Below are 17,260 nucleotides of genomic sequence, written 5' to 3'. Positions count from 1 at the left end.
CGCCGACCCACCAGGCGTCGGCCTGCCGCCCCCGGTCGTCCGCGACGGCCGGGGGCGCGCGTCAGGGCAGCACCAGCAGCGCGTCCGCCACGGGCCGCTCCCCGGCCGCGTCGCTCGGGCTCGACACGAGGGTGCCGTCCACGGCCATGGCGGCCGAGCCGCCCCCGTCGAGGTTGACGGCGTCCACCGCGCCGAGCGAGCGCATCACCTCGGCCGTCTCGCCGATCGTGAGTCCGATCCCCCGGCCCGGCTGGTCGCCGTCGGCGGTCATCAGCAGGAGGCGCCCGTCCGCGGTCACTCCGGCGGCGCTGCGGGCCTTCCGCCGCAGGTACCAGTCGGTGAACCACTCCGTCCGGTCGGTGGCCGCGATGTCCCGGGGGCTCCAGCCGTCGCGTTCCGGATCGAGCGCGAGGGTCCCGTCCCGCAACAGCAGCGGGCCGCCGTTGACCACCGAGGTTCCGGCCGAACGGGGCAGCACCCCTCCCGTTCCGACGTCCACGACGTCCTCGGTCACCTCGACGCTCGACCCGATCGTGGCGTGGCGCCGGAGCCAGGTCGCGGCGTCACCGGTCGCCCGCAGCACCAGGCCGTCCGCCGGCACCGGCCCGCCACCGCCGTCCCGCACCCCGGTCACCCGGCCGTCGCCGTCCAGGACGACCTGGTGGCCCGCGCCCCCCGGCGCCCGCGCGCCGAACTCCGGTGTGATCGCGATCAGCTCGTGCGCGTTGCCGCACGTCCAGTCGTGGGCGGGGCGCGCCAGGGGCGTCTGCGCGCCGACGCCGCCGCAGTTGACGATCAGGCCGGGCCCGCGGTTGAGTCCCGTGACCTCGTGCGACGCCCCGCCGACCCGGACCGACAGCCGGGTCCGCAGCCGCCGGATCGTCGCCTCCGCGCCCGAACCGTCGGGCAGGACCAGGGCGGGCCGCCCGTTCACGGCCTCCGACAGCAGCTCGCCCCTGATCACGGAGACGCCCGCGAGGTCGCCCTCCGTGCCGGCGATGCCCTGCCCCGGGCGGTCCCGCTCGCCGAGCACGAAGAAGCCGCCGTTGACACCGGCGAGGGCTCCGGTCCGGCCGACCAGAGAGCTCACGGTCTCCCGGCCCGCCACCGTCCCCGCCGCGAGTTCCGCCGTGAGGCGCCCCTCGAACTCCTCCGGATCGATCATGAGCACGTGGACCGACCACGGCCCCGTCGCGGTGCGTCCGTCCCCGCTGGTGTGCTGCACCCTGGTGCGCACGCCCCGCTCCGCCAGCTCCTCGCGGGCCTGCTCCGCCTCCCGCTCACCGGCGTACGCCCCGACGCGCACCAGCGTCCCCGGCCCCGTGCCGTCGCGGCGGCCGGGATCGGCACCCGCCACGTCGCTCAGGACCGGGGTGTGGCCCGCCTCCTGTACGCGGCGTCGCAGCTCGGCGACCTCCGCCTCCGAGGTGCCCAGGCCCACGGTGAGCGTCCAGTGCTCGTCGGGGGAGGCGTCGCCCCGGCGGATCGCGAGGTGTTCGACGCCGGGGGCGAGGACCGTGACGGTGCGCTGCTCCGCCAGGTCCGCCGGACCCAGGGCGAGGTGTCCGGGGGCCCGGTCCCGTCCGTCGTCCGCCGGGGTGCCGGTGGTGCCGGGCCCGCCGGTGAGGACGAGCACCGTGATCACCGCGGCCACCAGGAGGCCCGCCGCGACGGCGGCGCGGCCCCTGTGCCGCGGCCCGGTCGTCGCCGGGGCCCCGGTGGAACGAAACAACCTCATCGAGCCCTCGTCGTCGTACCGAGCCGGTGTGTGCCGTGCGCGGTCGCTCCGAGCCCGTTCGCCCGCGCCCCGCGCACGCCCGAGTGCACGCCCGGCGCACGGTGATCGCGGTTTCCCGCCCGTCGCAGGATAGCCGGGCCCGCCGGGGGTCCGGCGCCCCCGTACGCTTCTCGGCGTGGTAGCTGCATACGACGTGGTCGTGCTGGCCGGTGGGGGCGCGCGGCGCCTGGGGGGCGCGGACAAACCCGCCGTCACCGTCGGCGGACGCACCCTCCTCGACCGCACCCTGGCCGCCTGCCCGGACGCCGCCCGCACCGTCGTCGTCGGCCCGCGCAGGCCCACCGTCCGGCCGGTGACGTGGACGCGCGAGACCCGCCCGGGCGGCGGCCCGCTCGCGGCGCTCGACGCCGGACTGCGGCACGTCACCGCCCGGACCGTGCTGGTGCTCTCCGCCGACCTGCCCTTCCTCGCCCCGGACACCGTCCGGCTGCTGCGCGCCGCGCTGGCCGACGACCCGGCCGCGGAGTGCGCGCTGGCCACCGCGGACGGCCGCGACCAGCCCCTCCTGGCGGTCCACCGGGCCGAGCCGCTGCGCCGCGAGCTGGCGCTGCTGGCCACCGAGCACGGCCGGCTGGACCACCTGCCCCTGAAGCTCCTCACCGCCGAACTCGCGGTGCGCCGGGTCGCGGCGGACACCGGCGCCGACTGCGACACCTGGGAGGACATCGCCGCCGCCCGCGCCCGCATCAGGGAGCATGGGCGTGTGCTGGATGAATGGACCACCGCAGTCAAGGCGGAGCTCGGCCTCGAACTCGACGTCGACATCACCGCCGTCCTCGACCTCGCCCGGGACGCCGCCCACGGCGTCGCCCGCCCGGCGGCGCCCCTGACGACGTTCCTCGTGGGCTACGCCGCGGCCCGCCGGGGCGGCTCGCCGGAGGACGTCGCCGTCGCCGTCCGCAAGGCGGCGGCCCTGGCCGACCGCTGGAACGAGGAGGCGCCGGGCGGTCCGGGCACCTCCCCGGGCACCCCACCCCCCGCCGGCTGACGGCTCAGAGCGCGAGGCCCCCATGACCCCTCCTTCCCACCCCCGGACGCCCGCGATGGATGACGACTTCGACGACGCCCTCGCCCTCGCCAACGGCACGGCCGGGCTCGACGCCGCGCTCGGCCCCGCCCCCGGCGGCGGCCCGCCGGGCGCCTCGCGCGAGACCGGCCGGCCCGCCGCCGTCGGCTGGGCGGAGGCCCGGACGGCGGCCCGGTACGCCGCCCGCCCCGGCGAGCCGGCCGAGCTGCCGCTGCCCGGGGCGCTGGGCCACGTGCTGGCCGAGCCCCTGCCCGCCCTCACCGATCTGCCCGCCTTCGACACCTCCGCCATGGACGGCTGGGCCGTCGCCGGCCCCGGACCGTGGGCGCTGGACGACTCCGGGCCCGGCGTCCTCGCCGGTGACACCCCCGAGCGGCTGCCCGACGGGCACGCGGTGGCCATCGCGACGGGCGCCCGCGTCCCCGACGGCGCCACCGCCGTCCTGCGCGGCGAGCACGGTTTCGCGGGCGGCGGTCGGCTGACCGCGCCCGCCACCCCGCCGCACGGCGGCGACATCCGCCCGCGCGGCCAGGAGTGCCGCATGGGCGACCTGCTGCTGCCCGCCGGGGCCCTCGTCACCCCGGCCGTGCTGGGGCTCGCCGCCGCCGCCGGGTACGACCGGCTGACCGTGACCCGCCGCCCGCGCGCCGAGGTCCTCGTCCTCGGCGACGAGCTGCTGACCGAGGGCGTCCCCGCCGGCGGCCGGGTCCGCGACGCGCTCGGCCCCCTCGTCGCCCCCTGGCTGGCCGAGCTGGGCGCGGACGTCGTCGCCACCCGGCACCTGGGCGACAGCGCCTCGGCGCTGCGGGACGCGCTCACCGGCGGCGACGCCGAGGTGCTCGTGACGACCGGGTCGACGGCCGCCGGGCCCGTGGACCACCTGCGGCCCGCGCTGCGGGAGCTCGGCGCGACGTTCGTCGTCGACGGCGTCGCCGTGCGCCCCGGTCATCCCATGCTGCTCGCGGCGCTCCCCGACGGGCGGCACGTCGTGGGGCTGCCCGGCAACCCGCTGGCCGCCGTCTCGGCGCTGCTGACGCTCGCCGACCCGCTGCTGCGCACGCTCGCCGACCGCGACCCGGAGGCGGGCCCCGGCCCGGCGCGGCTCGCCGAACGGGTGCAGGGCCACCCCGAGGACACCCGGCTCGTGCCCGTCTCCCACCGGCGCGGTACCGCGACACCCCTGCGTTTCCACGGCCCCGCTATGCTCCGGGGGATCGCCTCGGCCACGGCCCTGGCGGTCATCCCGCCCGGCGGCGCCGGGGCGGGCGCCCCCGTCCATCTGCTCGGCCTGCCCCGGAACTGACCGGTGACCCCTCCATGAAGTTCGAGAACCCGCTCACGGCGCGCCGGAAACGGATCGCCTACGCGGACGAGTACACCTTCCGGGTGCAGCTCCCCCGGCAGCTCACCGGTCCGCTGATCCAGGTGGCCAAGCGACTGCTCATGGCGCACGTCGTGCTGCTGATCGCGGTCGCCGTCGTCTACCTCGACCGGGACGGCTACGCGGACAACGCGGGCGGCGGCGTCACCCTGCTGGACTCGGTGTACTACGTCACCGTGTCGCTCTCCACGACCGGCTACGGCGACATCTACCCCACGTCCGAGACCGCGCGGATGCTGACGACCTTCGTCATCACACCGCTGCGTGTCGCCTTCCTGATCATTCTCGTCGGCACCTCGCTGGAGGTGCTGACCGAGCGCACCCGCCAGCAGTGGCGGCTGTCCCACTGGAGGTCCACCGTGCGCGACCACACGGTCATCGTCGGCTTCGGGACGAAGGGCCGCTCGGCGGCCGAGACGCTGCTCGCGGCCGGTGCGACGAAGGAGCAGATCGTCGTCGTGGACCCGAGCGCGAAGGTCATCGACGCGGCCAACGCCGACGGGTTCGCCGGAGTCGTCGGCGACGCCACCCGTTCCAGCGTCCTGGAGCGGGCGCGCATCGACCGGGCCCGGCAGGTCGTCATCGCCACCCAGCGCGACGACACCGCCGTCCTCGTGACGCTCACCGCGCGGCAGATCAACCGGAAGCTCAACATCGTCGCCTCCGTGCGGGAGGAGGAGAACGTGCCGCTGCTCAAGCAGTCCGGCGCGGACTCCGTCGTCACCAGCTCCGGCGCGGCCGGACGGCTGCTGGGCCTGTCCCTCATCAGCCCGAGCGCGGGCCAGGTCATGGAGGACCTCATCCAGACCGGCATCGGGATGACGCTGGCCGAACGCCCCGTCACCAAGGCCGAGGTCGGACGCTCGCCGCGGGAGTGCCCCGACCTCGTCCTGGCCGTCATAAGGGGCCACCGGCTGCTGCACTTCGACGAGCCGGCCGCCGCCGCGCTCCAGCAGCAGGACCGCGTCGTCGTGATCCGCCGCTCGCACGAGGAGCAGCCGGTGCAGAAGCTGCGCAAGGGCGACGAGGACGACACCGGCGAGCTGCGCAACCCGCCGAAGATGCAGCCCGCCGCCAAGCGGGACTGGCAGTCCCCCCGCGACGACCTGGGGCAGTGACCGCCGTCAGCCCCGCGTCACACCGGCGGCTCGGGGTCGTACTGGATGCCCCTGCGCACCTCGCGCGCCCGCTCCGGGGAGGCCAGCCGCGCCACGAGGTGCAGGGCCATGTCGATCCCGGCGGACACCCCCGATGAGGTGACGAGGTCGCCGTCGTCGACGAAGCGCTCGTCGGGCCGCAGCTCGACCGTCGCGTCCAGCGCCGCCAGCTCCGGCAGGGCCTGCCAGTACGTCGTCGCCGGCCGCCCCGCCAGCAGTCCCGCCGCCGCGTAGACCAGGGCGCCCGTGCACACGCTCGCCAGCAGCGGCACGTTCGCGCGCTGTTCCCGGAGCCACGCCAGGTGCGCCTCGTCCTTGAGCATCGTCCGCGTGCCGTCGCCCCCGGGGTACAGCAGCACGTCGAGCGGGGGCGCCTCGGCCGCACCGCGGTGCGCCTGGACCGTCAGGCCCTTGGCACAGGTCACCGCGCCACCCTCCGCCGAGAAGGTGAACACCTCCCAGCCGTCCTGCGGATAGATCCGCGTCCAGTGGGACAGCACCTCCCACGGTCCGAAGGCGTCGAGTTCCTCCACCTCGGGGAACAGCAGGATGCCGATGCGCCGCGTCGGTTCTTCGCTCATATGCGCCATCATGCCGCGTGGGGTCGCGTGCTCCCCGCCCGGCGTCGCGGGCGGCGTCCGGGTGACCACGAGTCCGTCAGCGACCCGACACGTCGCGATCACCGGGCCGCCGGGCGCAGACGGTAGCGTCGTGCCCATGCGTGCGATCACGATTCCCGAACCCGGTGGTCCCGAGGCGCTGGTGTGGGCCGAGGTGCCCGATCCCGAAGCGGGCGACGGGGAGGTGCTGATCGACGTGGCCGCCGCGGCCGTCAACCGCGCCGACCTGTTGCAGCGTCAGGGTCTCTACCCGCCGCCTGAGGGAGCGTCACCCTACCCCGGTCTGGAGTGTTCCGGGCGGATCGCCGCCGTCGGGCCGGGTGTCGCGGGCTGGGCCGTGGGCGACGAGGTGTGCGCCCTGCTCAGCGGCGGCGGGTACGCCGAACGCGTCGCGGTACCCGCGGGACAGGTGCTGCCGGTGCCCGAGGGCGTCGACCTCGTGACGGCGGCGGCGCTGCCGGAGGTGACCGCCACCGTGTGGTCCAACGTCTTCATGGTGGGCAACCTGCGGCCGGGCGAGGTCTTCCTGGTGCACGGCGGGGCCAGCGGCATCGGCACCATGGCCGTCCAGCTCGCCAAGGCGGTCGGCGCGAAGGTCGCCGTGACCGCGGGGACGAAGGAGAAACTGGCTCGCTGCGCCGAACTGGGTGCCGATATCCTCGTCAACTACCGGGAGCAGGACTTCACCGAAGAGGTGAAGGCGGCGACGGACGGCCACGGCGCCGACGTCATCCTCGACATCATGGGCGCCAAGTACCTGAAGCCGAACGTGGCGGCGCTCGCCGTCAGCGGGCGCATCGTGGTCATCGGGCTGCAGGGCGGGGTCAAGGGCGAGCTGAACCTGGGCGCGCTCCTCGCCAAGCGCGGGGCGATCGCGGCGACGAGTCTGCGCGGCCGTCCCGTCGCGGAGAAGGCGACGATCGTCGCGGCCGTCCGCGAGCACGTGTGGCCGCTCATCGGCAGCGGCCGGGTGCGGCCCGTCGTGGACCGCACCGTGCCGTTGGCGGACGCCGCCGAGGGCCACCGGGTGCTGGAGGGCGGCGCGCACGTCGGGAAGGTCGTGCTGGTGAGGTGAGGGGGAGCCGGTGGTGCCCGAGGTGGTTCGCGGGCCGAAAGGGGCGCGCATGTGGGTGCGTGCGCCGGGGCACACGCCCTTGGAGCGACGGGAACGCACGCCGTCGGGGAGCGGCTTCGCGTCACATGGTCGTCACTGAGCGTGGAGGTTCCCGCCCAAGGTGCCGGACATGAGCCGACGTGTGACGCTGGTCACCGGTCAGTGTGATGGACGCGCTCACCGAGCCGAGAGGGCCGCATGGGCCGCACGGGGCTTGGGGGCCGCACGGGGCGAGAGGGGAGTCACGCAGTGAAAGCGCACGCCGTGGGCCTGCTGGTCGGGGCCGCCGTACTGCTCCCCGTCCCCGCCCTCGCCGAGAGTCCGGGCCCCGGGCAGGAGTCGGAGCCGAGTCGGCCCCCGGGCTGGGTCCTCCCGGAGGAGGACGGCTACCGGTTCTCCCCCGAACCGGGTGTGGGCCCCGACGGCCCCCGCCCACCCGGATTCGTGTCGCCCGCGCCGACGGCGCCCACCGAACCCACCGCCACGCCGTCCGGCTCCCCCTCCGCCGATCCCGGCAGCCCGTCGCCGAGCGCATCCGAGCCCTCCCCACCCGCGCCCGCGGAGGAGCCCGTGGCCGACCGGAGCCCGGTGCCCCGGACGGTGTCCCGGGCCCCCGCCCATCCCTGGGTGCCGCTGCCGGAGCGGCCCGCCGAGACCTTCGGCACCTACGACCTCTACGCCGACTACGCGGAGGAGGCCGAATCCGCCGACGGCGCCGCCGCCGTCCGGCAGGCCGCCGCCCCGCCCGTCGGCGGACCCGTCCTGCCCGTCCTCTCCCTCGGCGCCGGCATGGCCTCGGTGGGCCTCGGCCTGGCCTTCCTGGGCCTGCGGCTGCGTCGGCGGTAGCGCCCCCGGAAGCCCGCGGGCGCCGTGCAGAATGGACCCATGACACAGCCGACGAACGAACAGCCGCAAGACCGTTCACACGTCCTGGTGGTCGGCCCGGACGGCATGGCGCTGAGCACCCCCGGCGGCGGGGAGGGCGACGAGGAGTCGCGCGAGGTACCCATCACGGAGATGGTCGAGCAGCCCGCCAAGGTCATGCGCATCGGCAGCATGATCAAGCAGCTTCTCGAAGAGGTGAAGGCCGCCCCGCTCGACGAGGCCAGCCGCGCCCGGCTGAAGGAGATCCACCACAGCTCCGTCAAGGAGCTGGAGGACGGGCTCGCGCCGGAGCTCATCGAGGAGCTGGAGCGCATCTCGCTCCCCTTCACGGACGACGTGGTGCCCAGCGACGCGGAACTGCGCATCGCGCAGGCCCAGCTCGTCGGATGGCTCGAAGGGCTCTTCCACGGCATCCAGACGGCCCTGTTCGCGCAGCAGATGGCCGCCCGCGCGCAGCTGGAGCAGATGCGGCGCGCCCTGCCGCCCGGCACCGTGCCCGAGGACGCCGCCGAGCGCGGCCCCGGACGCTCCGGCCCCTACCTCTGAGGCCCCTGACTCCGGGGGCGCCCCGAGGGGGCGCCCCCGGAGCGTCCGAACCCCAGGGCCCGTACGTGCCCCGAAACCGCCCGCAGCCCGTCCCCGATGTTCCGGGGACGGGCTGCGGTACGTGGTGCGCGGGGCTCAGCCCCAGGTGATCAGGCGCTTCGGGCGCTCCAGGACGGCCGCCACGTCCGCCAGCACGCGCGAGCCCAGCTCGCCGTCGACCAGCCGGTGGTCGAAGGACAGGGCCAGCGTGGTGACGTGCCGCGGCTTCACCTTCCCCTTGTGGACCCACGGCTGGAGCTTGACCGCGCCGAAGGCGAGGATCGCGGACTCCCCGGGGTTCAGGATCGGGGTGCCGGTGTCGACGCCGAACACGCCGACGTTGGTGATCGTCACCGTGCCGCCCTGCATGTCGCCGGGGGACGTCTTGCCCTCACGTGCCGTGGCGACCAGCTCGCCGAGCGATCGCGACAGCTCCGGCAGGGTCTTGGCCTGCGCGTCCTTGATGTTCGGCACGATCAGGCCGCGCGGGGTGGCGGCGGCGATGCCCAGGTTCACGTAGTCCTTGTAGACGATCTCCTGGTTCGCCTCGTCCCACGACGCGTTGACGTCCGGGTGGCGGCGGATCGCCGTCAGCAGGGCCTTGGCGACGATCAGCAGCGGGTTGACCCGCAGCCCCGCCATGTCCGGGTCCTGCTTGAGCTCCTCGACGAGCCGCATCGTGCGGGTGACGTCGACCGTGACGAACTCCGTCACGTGCGGCGCGGTGAACGCGCTGGAGACCATCGCCGCCGCCGTCGCCTTGCGGACGCCCTTGACCGGCACCCGGCGCTCCCGGATGGCGGCCATGGACTGCGGCTCCACGGCGGGCGCCGCAGCGGGCTCGGCCTCGGCCCGCGCGGCCGGGGCCGCCGGGGCCTCGGGCCGCGCCGGCGGTGCCGCCGCCGCGTGCACGTCGTCCCGGGTGATGGTGCCCTCGGGCCCCGTCGGGGTGACGCGGGCCAGGTCCACGCCCAGGTCCTTGGCCAGCTTGCGCACCGGCGGCTTGGCCAGCGGACGGGTGGCGGCCGGGGCCGTCGGCGCGTCCGGGGCGGGCGCCCCGGGGACGGTGCCGTTCAGCTCGGCCTGGAGCGCGTCGGCCGCGCCCTGCTCCGGTACGGCCGCCGCCTGCTTGCGCGGTCGCCGCTTGGTGGACGAGGCCGACACCCCGTAGCCGACGAGCACCGGCTGCCGCTTGCCCTCCTCCGGTGCCTCCTCGGCGGGCTCGGCCGGGGCGGCCGGCGCGCTCGGCGCGGCGGGCGCGACCTCCTCGGCGGGCGCCGCCGGGCCGTCCTGGGCGGGGCCCGCCGACGGGTCGGTGTCGACGGTGATGATCGACGTCCCGACGTCCACCGTCGTGCCCTCGCCGAAGTGCAGCTCGCTGACCGTCCCGGTGAAGGGGATGGGCAGCTCGACGGCGGCCTTCGCCGTCTCGACCTCGCACACGACCTGGCCGTCGGTCACCGCGTCACCCGGCTTGACGTGCCAGGACAGGATCTCCGCCTCGGTCAGGCCCTCGCCCACGTCGGGCATCTTGAACTCGCGGAAGCGCTGCGCGTTCGCAGTCATCGTCACGACTCTCCTCAGCCCCTGCTCAGTACGCCAGGGAGCGGTCGACGGCGTCGAGCACCCGGTCCAGGCCCGGCAGGTACTCCTCCTCCAGGCGGGCCGGCGGGTAGGGCGCGTGGAAGCCGCCCACCCGCAGGACCGGCGACTCCAGGTGGTAGAAGCACCGCTCGGTGATCCGGGCGGCGATCTCCGCGCCGGAGCCGTAGAACACCGGCGCCTCGTGCACCACCACCAGCCGGCCGGTCTTCTCGACCGACCGCTGGACGGTGTCGAAGTCGATCGGCGACATGGAGCGCAGGTCGACGACCTCCAGCGAGCGGCCCTCCTCCTCGGCCGCCGCCGCGGCCTCCAGGCAGGTCTTCACCATCGGGCCGTAGGCCGCCAGGGTGAGGTCCGTGCCCGGACGGGCCACGTGCGCCTCGTGCAGGGGGGCCGGGATCGCCGAGGTGTCGACGACGCCCTTGTCCCAGTAGCGCCGCTTGGGCTCGAAGAAGATCACCGGGTCGTCGGACTCGATCGCCTGGCGCATCATCCAGTACGCGTCGTTCGCGTTCGACGGGGAGACGCACTTGAGGCCCGCGACGTGCGCGAACAGCGCCTCCGGCGACTCGCTGTGGTGCTCCACCGCGCCGATGCCGCCGCCGTAGGGGATGCGGATGACGACCGGCATCTTCACCTTGCCGAGCGCACGGGCGTGCATCTTGGCGAGCTGGGTGACGATCTGGTCGTACGCCGGGAAGACGAACCCGTCGAACTGGATCTCGACCACCGGCCGGTAGCCGCGCAGGGCCAGGCCGATCGCGGTGCCGACGATGCCCGACTCGGCCAGCGGCGTGTCGATCACGCGGTCCTCGCCGAAGTCCTTCTGGAGCCCGTCCGTGACGCGGAAGACACCGCCGAGCTTGCCCACGTCCTCACCCATGACGAGGACCTTCGGGTCGGCCTCCAGGGAGGCCCGCAGCGACTCGTTGATCGCCTTCGCGACGGGCAGCTGGCCCGAACTCTTGGCAGCCATGTCAGTGGCCCCTTCCGGCGGTTCCAGCGGTCTCGTCCGCGTCGGCGAAGGACGCGAGGTACTCGGCGAACTGGGCGCGCTCCTCGTCGATGAGCGCGTGGCCGTCCGCGTAGACGTTCTCGAAGATCGCCATCGTGTCGGGGTCGGGCATCGTGCGGATCTTCTCGCGCACGCTGACGCCGAGCTCCTCGCTCTCCTTCTCCAGCCCGGCGAAGAACGCCTCGTCGGCCAGGCCCTCGTTCTCCAGGTAGGTGCGCAGCCGCAGGATCGGGTCCTTGGCCTCCCACGCCACGCGCTCGTCGTCGGCGCGGTAGCGGGTCGGGTCGTCGGAGGTGGTGTGGGCGCCCATGCGGTAGGTGAACGCCTCCACCAGCATCGGACCCTGCCCGGAGCGGGCGTGCTCCAGGGCGGCCCGCGTCACGGCCAGCACGGCCAGCACGTCGTTGCCGTCCACCCGCACGCCGGGGAAGCCGAAGCCGGCGGCGCGCTGGTAGATCGGGACGCGGGACTGCTTCTCGGTGGGCTCGGAGATGGCCCACTGGTTGTTCTGGCAGAAGAACACCACCGGCGCGTTGTACACGGCGGCGAAGGTGAACGCCTCCGCGACGTCGCCCTGGCTGGAGGCGCCGTCACCGAAGTAGGCGACCACGGCCGAGTCCGCGCCGTCCTTCGTCACACCCATCGCGTAGCCCGTGGCGTGCAGCGCCTGCGAGCCGATGACGATGGTGTAGAGGTGGAAGTTGTTGCTGTTCGGGTCCCAGCCGCCGTTGTTCACACCGCGGAACATGCCGAGCAGGTTCGCCGGGTCCACGCCCTTGCACCACGCCACACCGTGCTCACGGTAGGTGGGGAAGACGTAGTCGTCGTCGCGCAGCGCCCGGCCGGAGCCGATCTGTGCGGCCTCCTGACCCAGCAGCGAGGCCCACAGCCCCAGCTCGCCCTGCCGCTGCAGCGACGTCGCCTCGGAGTCGAAGCGCCGGGTGAGCACCATGTCGCGGTACAGGCCGCGCAGCTCCTCGGGCTTCAGGTCGATGGCGTAGTCGGGGTGCTCGACGCGCTCGCCCTCGGGGGTGAGCAGCTGCACCAGCTCCGGCTGTGCGGGGGCCGAGCCGCGCTTGGCGCGGCTCGCCGACTTCTTCGCGGGCGCCTTCTTGGCGGCCGTCTTGGCCGCCGCCGTGCGCTTTCCGCTGCTGCTGCGCGACGTTCCGCGCGCGGCAGTGCTTTCCACGGTCACGTGTGCTCCTCCGTCTGTCCGGCCCCCGGGGTCTCCGGAAGAGCCAGTGCGGCTCGCCCGGTGCCGATACGGCGCACGGGGTGGGGTGCGGCGCGGTCGGACCGAGCGGTGACAGGTGTCCCGTTCGACGGCCCGCACAAGGCACGTTACCCAGTAACCCGGCACAGGGGTGAAGGACCGCTGACCTGCAATTTTCCTTGGAAATCCAAGTATTTCGCGGTCCGGGTCACCTCGGCCGGGAACGTCACTGGTCACAGCCTTGCAGCCTCGAAGGACTAACGCACGTTAACCCGGAGGCGGCAGCCACGGGAAGAGCAAGCGGGGGGTCAATATGTGAGACTGGCATCGTGCCCGAAAGCGGACAGATCAGGGTGTTCCTCCTCGACGACCACGAGATCGTCCGGCGCGGGCTGCACGAGCTGCTGGACGCCGAGCCCGACCTCGTCATCGTCGGCGAGGCGGCCACCGCCGCCGAGGCGCTCACCCGCGTCCCCGCCAGCCGACCGGACGTCGCCGTGCTGGACGTCCGGCTGCCCGACGGCAACGGCGTCGAGGTCTGCCGCGAGATCCGCTCCCGGACGGACGGCGTCGCCTGCCTCATGCTGACCTCGTACGCCGACGACGAGGCCCTCTTCAACGCGATCATGGCGGGCGCCGCCGGGTACGTCCTCAAGGCCATCCGGGGGACGGACCTGGTCGCCGCCGTCCGGGACGTCGCCGCCGGACGCTCCCTCCTGGACCCCGTCGCCACCGCCCGGGTCCTCGACCGGCTGCGCGGCACCCCGTCCGGACCGGGCGGCGACCCGCGCCTGGCGACCCTCACCGAGCAGGAGCGCCGCATCCTCGACCTCATCGGCGAGGGCCTCACCAACCGGGCCATCGGCGACCGGCTGCACCTCGCGGAGAAGACCGTCAAGAACTACGTCTCGACGCTGCTCGGCAAGCTGGGCATGGCCCGGCGGGCGCAGGCCGCGGCGTACGTGGCCCGCCTGCGCGCCGAGGCCGACCGCCCCCACCCGGCCTGAGCGCGGGCCCGGGCCGCGAGCGGGGTCAGCCGCCGACGCCCGCGGCGCCCGCCTCGCCGGAGCCGCCGCCGTCCGGCTCGGTGCCGCCGCCTCCGCCGTCCGCGCCTCCGTCCGCGCCACCGTCGGCTCCACCGTCCGCGCCACCGTCGGCCCCGCCGTCCGCGCCACCGTCCGCACCCGCGTCGGCCCCGCCGTCCGCGCCACCGTCCGCGCCACCGTCGGCTCCGCCGTCCGCGCCGCCGTCCGCACCCGCGTCCGCGCCGCCGTCCCCACCGCCGCCGTCGGCGCCGCCGTCCGGGGAGCCGCTGCCGGTGCCCTCGCTGGTGCCGTCGGTGGGCTCGCCGGTGGGCTCCGACGGCTCGTTCGTCGGCGGCGTCCAGACGTCCGTGGGCGGGGTGTCGACGCCGCCGTTGCCGCTGTCGTCCTGCGTCGGGTCGTCGTCCGGCGTCTCCTCCGGCTCCTCCTCGGGCGTGGACTCCTCGTCGGTGGGGGACTGGGACGTCTCGCCCGGACCCGGGGCCGCCGGGTCGTCGCTTCCGGCGTTGTTGAAGGCGAAGAGCACCCCCGCGGCCACCGCCAGCACCGCGAAGAAGGAGATCAGCGCGTACTTCAGACCCCCGCCCCGGCCACCCTCGCGGGGAGCGCCCTCGAACCCGCCGTCGTCGCGGTCCGGGCGGCCCAGCAGCATCGGCGGGGCCGGCTGGCCGCGCGTCTGGCCCAGCGCGTCGTCGCCGTAGCCGTAACCGGCGGCGGCCCCCGCCGCGGCCATGCCCATCGCCGGGGTGGCGCCCGTCGTCGTGACCGGGCCGGTGTTCCACAGGCCGCCCGTGTGGCCGCCCTGGTCCTGGAACTGCCGCAGGGCGTACTGGATCAGCCCGCGCATCTCCTCCGCCGACTGGAACCGGTCGTCCGGGTCCTTCGCGAGGGAGCGCATGACGAGGCCGTCCAGCTCCGGCGGGACGCCGTCGGCCGCCTCGGACGGCCGCACGGGCTCGTCCTGCACGTGCTGGTAGACGACCGAGAGGGGCGTCTCGCCGGTGAAGGGCGGGCGCCGGGTGAGCAGCTCGTAGAGCAGGCAGCCGGTGGCGTACAGGTCGGAACGGGCGTCGACGGTCTTGCCGAGCGCCTGTTCGGGGGACAGGTACTGCGGCGTGCCCATGACCATGCCGGTCTGCGTCATCGTCTGGGACGCGCCGTGCAGCGCGCGGGCGATGCCGAAGTCCATCACCTTCACCGCGCCGGTGTCGGTGATGATGACGTTGGCCGGCTTGATGTCGCGGTGGACGATGCCGTGCTGGTGGCTGTAGGCCAGCGCCTCCAGGACACCGGAGACGATGATCATCGCCTGGTCCGGCGGGGGCGCCTCGGCGGTGAGCAGGAGGTCACGGATCGTGCGGCCCTCGACCAGCTCCATGACGATGTACGGCACGGTGTTGCCGTCGACCGTGTCCTCGCCGGAGTCGTACACGGCGACGACGGCGTGGTGGTTGAGCCCCGCGACGGACTGCGCCTCGCGGGTGAAGCGGGCCTTGGAGACCGGATCCTCGGCGAGGTCGCTGCGCAGCAGCTTGACGGCGACCGTGCGGCCGAGACGGACGTCCTCGGCGGCGAAGACCTCCGCCATGCCGCCGCGTCCGATGCGGCGCAGCAGCCGGTAGCGACCGTCACCGACCAGGCCGTTCTTCCCCCACGTCTCGGAGCCCGAGGAGCCCGAGGAACCGGTGGACCCGGCGGAACCGGACGCCCCGGAAGGAGGGCCGGACGCTCCGCCCGTGGCCTCGTCGGGGCCCTCGGGGCCTCCCGGGGATTGCGTCTGTCCCATCAGTCCTCGCCGTGTCTGGAACCCGCAGGGCGCGGGCGCGCGTGTGGGGGGATGGAAGGGCCATCCAATCCGCTCGGGGTTGGGGCTGGCAAGTTGCGTCCACCGGGAGCGGGGTTCACCCCCTGCTACCCGGCCGGTGCCCCGACCATCCGTGCAACGGGTCACGGAACGGGCACGCGGCTTGACTCGTCCCACCCCTAGGGCAGACTTGGCTGGGATTCGGGACTGGTCCCGAGCAGCAGGAGCAACCGTACATGCGCAGAGACTGGCCCCGTCCAGGGCTGCGGCGCCAAGGGGGAGCAGCCACATGACCGACGTCGGCGGCGGGCAGCCGGGGAACTTCGAGGGCCGCACCGTCGGCAACGGGCGCTACCAGCTGCGGGAGCTGCTCGGCGCGGGCGGCATGGCCTCCGTCCACCTCGCCTACGACAGTGTGCTGGACCGCCAGGTCGCGGTGAAGACCCTCCACTCGGAGCTCGGCCGGGAGGCGGCCTTCCGCGAGCGCTTCCGGCGCGAGGCGCAGGCCGTCGCCAAGTTGACGCACACCAACATCGTCTCGGTCTTCGACTCCGGCGAGGACACGATCGACGGCGCCCTCGTGCCGTACATCGTCATGGAGTACGTCGACGGCAAGCCCCTGCGCAACGAGCTGGACGACGACGTCCGCCGGCACGGCGCGATGCCCCCCGAGAAGGCGCTGAAGGTCGCGGCCGACGTGCTCGCCGCCCTGGACGCCAGCCACGAGCTGGGCCTCGTCCACCGCGACATCAAGCCGGGCAACGTCATGCTGACCCGGCGCGGGGTCGTCAAGGTCATGGACTTCGGCATCGCCCGTGCGATGCAGTCCGGTGTGACGTCGATGACGCAGACCGGCATGGTCGTCGGCACGCCCCAGTACCTCTCGCCCGAGCAGGCGCTCGGGCGCGGCGTGGACGCCCGCTCCGACCTCTACACCACCGGCATCATGCTCTTCGAGCTGCTGACCGGACGGCTGCCGTTCGACGCCGACTCGCCGCTGGCCATCGCCTACGCGCACGTCCAGGAGGAGCCCGTTCCGCCGTCCTCCATCAACCGGGCCCTGCCCCCGGCGGTGGACGCGCTCGTCGCCCGCGCGCTGCGCAAGAACCCGAACGAGCGGTTCCCCACGGCCGAGGCCATGCGCGCGGAGGCCCTGCGCATCAGCGGCTCCGGCGCGACGACCGGCGTGAGCCCCGCCATCGTCACCGGCGGGCCCGCGCAGCACAGCGGTGCGGGCGTCGCGCAGTCCGTCTTCCCGCCCGTCAGCGCCACGGGCACCCCGCCGCCCCCCAGCACGACGCCGATGCCCCAGGGCGGCTACGCCTACCCGCCGCAGCAGGGCTTCGGCCCCTCCACCCCGCCGCCGCCCACGCACCAGCAGGGCTACCCGACGCCGGCGTACACGATGCAGCCGGGCGGCCCCGGCGCCCCGACCACCGGCGGGGGCAACGGCGGCGGCAACCGCGGGGTGATGATCGTGGCCGTCGCCGCCGTGACGGCCCTCGTCGTGATCATCGGCCTGGTCGTCATCGGCGCGCTCGCCGACGACGACAAGGAGCCGGTGGCCAGGGAGTCCCCCGCCGCCGCCCCCGAGCCGACCGGCGGCGAGCCCACCAAGGACGCCCCCGAACCGGAGCCCGAGCCCGAGCCGGAGCCCGAGGACGACGAACCGGCGTTCAAGGACGAGGACCCGTCCCGCAAGATCGACGCCGAGACGTGCACCGAGGCGTACGACTACTCGCTCGACGAGGAGGAGGGGGAGAAGTCCCCGGTCTCCATGCCGGACCTCACCTTCCACCACATCGACTCCGTCAAGGACTGCATCCGGGAGGCCGGCTGGCGCCTCGACACGGACATCGCCTACGAGGACGAGGCCATCTACGGCAAGAACACCGTCCTGGAGCAGGAGCCCGAGGCGTACCAGCCGTTCGACCCGGAGGAGGACAAGGTCTCCCTCGTCGTCTCCACCGGCAAGGAGGGCTGACCGCCCCCTCGGCCGCCGCCGCGGCGGCC

At 74.6% G+C, this 17,260-nt stretch carries 14 protein-coding genes; 8 read left to right on the top strand and 6 right to left on the bottom strand.

The window, feature by feature from the left end; genetic code table 11:
• Window positions 1-61 precede the first annotated feature (61 nt).
• On the bottom strand, window positions 62-1,738 hold the full coding sequence (locus IF129_RS22100) for a phosphodiester glycosidase family protein (protein WP_191211547.1): 1,677 nt from the start codon (window positions 1,736-1,738) through the stop codon (window positions 62-64).
• A 175-nt stretch (window positions 1,739-1,913) separates the two neighbouring features.
• Between IF129_RS22100 and IF129_RS22095 the strand changes: the two genes are divergently transcribed.
• The 3 genes from IF129_RS22095 to IF129_RS22085 are packed head-to-tail and all read left to right on the top strand — an operon-like array spanning window position 1,914 to window position 5,324.
• Entirely contained in the window at window positions 1,914-2,786 is an 873-nt protein-coding gene (locus IF129_RS22095; RefSeq protein WP_191211546.1) for an NTP transferase domain-containing protein, read from the top strand.
• 55 nt (window positions 2,787-2,841) lie between these two features.
• Window positions 2,842-4,128, top strand: coding sequence for a molybdopterin molybdotransferase MoeA (locus IF129_RS22090; protein WP_381479926.1), 1,287 nt, complete (start codon window positions 2,842-2,844; stop codon window positions 4,126-4,128).
• A gap of 14 nt (window positions 4,129-4,142) precedes the next feature.
• Window positions 4,143-5,324: a potassium channel family protein gene (locus IF129_RS22085; protein WP_191211544.1), complete on the top strand. Its 1,182-nt coding sequence runs from the start codon at window positions 4,143-4,145 to the stop codon at window positions 5,322-5,324.
• A gap of 17 nt (window positions 5,325-5,341) precedes the next feature.
• Here the strand turns inward: IF129_RS22085 and IF129_RS22080 are convergent, their stop codons facing one another.
• Entirely contained in the window at window positions 5,342-5,944 is a 603-nt protein-coding gene (locus IF129_RS22080; protein WP_191211543.1) for a DJ-1/PfpI family protein, read from the bottom strand.
• Between the two features lie 136 nt (window positions 5,945-6,080).
• Here IF129_RS22080 and IF129_RS22075 point away from each other — a divergent pair, with 136 nt between their 5' ends.
• From IF129_RS22075 to IF129_RS22065, 3 genes are all read left to right on the top strand, one after another.
• Complete coding sequence (locus tag IF129_RS22075) at window positions 6,081-7,058, top strand: NAD(P)H-quinone oxidoreductase (RefSeq protein WP_191211542.1); 978 nt, start codon at window positions 6,081-6,083, stop codon at window positions 7,056-7,058.
• A gap of 288 nt (window positions 7,059-7,346) precedes the next feature.
• On the top strand, window positions 7,347-7,943 hold the full coding sequence (locus IF129_RS26810) for a hypothetical protein (protein ID WP_191211541.1): 597 nt from the start codon (window positions 7,347-7,349) through the stop codon (window positions 7,941-7,943).
• A 39-nt stretch (window positions 7,944-7,982) separates the two neighbouring features.
• Window positions 7,983-8,528, top strand: coding sequence for a bacterial proteasome activator family protein (locus IF129_RS22065; protein WP_191211540.1), 546 nt, complete (start codon window positions 7,983-7,985; stop codon window positions 8,526-8,528).
• Between the two features lie 135 nt (window positions 8,529-8,663).
• Here IF129_RS22065 and IF129_RS22060 read toward each other — a convergent pair whose 3' ends face one another.
• The 3 genes from IF129_RS22060 to pdhA are packed head-to-tail and all read right to left on the bottom strand — an operon-like array spanning window position 8,664 to window position 12,382.
• Window positions 8,664-10,133: a dihydrolipoamide acetyltransferase family protein gene (locus IF129_RS22060; RefSeq protein ID WP_191211539.1), complete on the bottom strand. Its 1,470-nt coding sequence runs from the start codon at window positions 10,131-10,133 to the stop codon at window positions 8,664-8,666.
• Between the two features lie 25 nt (window positions 10,134-10,158).
• Window positions 10,159-11,148 carry an alpha-ketoacid dehydrogenase subunit beta gene (locus IF129_RS22055; protein WP_191211538.1) on the bottom strand — a complete coding sequence of 330 codons (990 nt, stop codon included), beginning with the start codon at window positions 11,146-11,148 and terminating at the stop codon, window positions 10,159-10,161.
• A 1-nt stretch (window position 11,149) separates the two neighbouring features.
• Window positions 11,150-12,382, bottom strand: a complete 1,233-nt coding sequence (gene pdhA, locus IF129_RS22050) for a pyruvate dehydrogenase (acetyl-transferring) E1 component subunit alpha (protein ID WP_191211537.1) — start codon at window positions 12,380-12,382, stop codon at window positions 11,150-11,152.
• 347 nt (window positions 12,383-12,729) lie between these two features.
• Between pdhA and IF129_RS22045 the strand changes: the two genes are divergently transcribed.
• The gene (locus tag IF129_RS22045; RefSeq protein ID WP_191211536.1) at window positions 12,730-13,407 is read left to right on the top strand and encodes a response regulator; all 678 of its coding nucleotides are present in this window, start codon (window positions 12,730-12,732) and stop codon (window positions 13,405-13,407) included.
• Window positions 13,408-13,432: 25 nt separating this feature from the next.
• Here IF129_RS22045 and IF129_RS22040 read toward each other — a convergent pair whose 3' ends face one another.
• Complete coding sequence (locus tag IF129_RS22040) at window positions 13,433-15,229, bottom strand: protein kinase domain-containing protein (protein ID WP_191211535.1); 1,797 nt, start codon at window positions 15,227-15,229, stop codon at window positions 13,433-13,435.
• A gap of 307 nt (window positions 15,230-15,536) precedes the next feature.
• Between IF129_RS22040 and IF129_RS22035 the strand changes: the two genes are divergently transcribed.
• Window positions 15,537-17,231 carry a Stk1 family PASTA domain-containing Ser/Thr kinase gene (locus tag IF129_RS22035; protein WP_191211534.1) on the top strand — a complete coding sequence of 565 codons (1,695 nt, stop codon included), beginning with the start codon at window positions 15,537-15,539 and terminating at the stop codon, window positions 17,229-17,231.
• The last annotated feature ends 29 nt before the right edge of the window (window positions 17,232-17,260 follow it).

Source organism: Streptomyces chumphonensis (assembly GCF_014779715.1).
In the GTDB taxonomy this organism is placed as follows: domain Bacteria; phylum Actinomycetota; class Actinomycetes; order Streptomycetales; family Streptomycetaceae; genus Streptomyces; species Streptomyces chumphonensis.
Note: the sequence above shows the minus strand (reverse complement) of the source record. Positions and strands in the feature narration are given on the sequence as shown.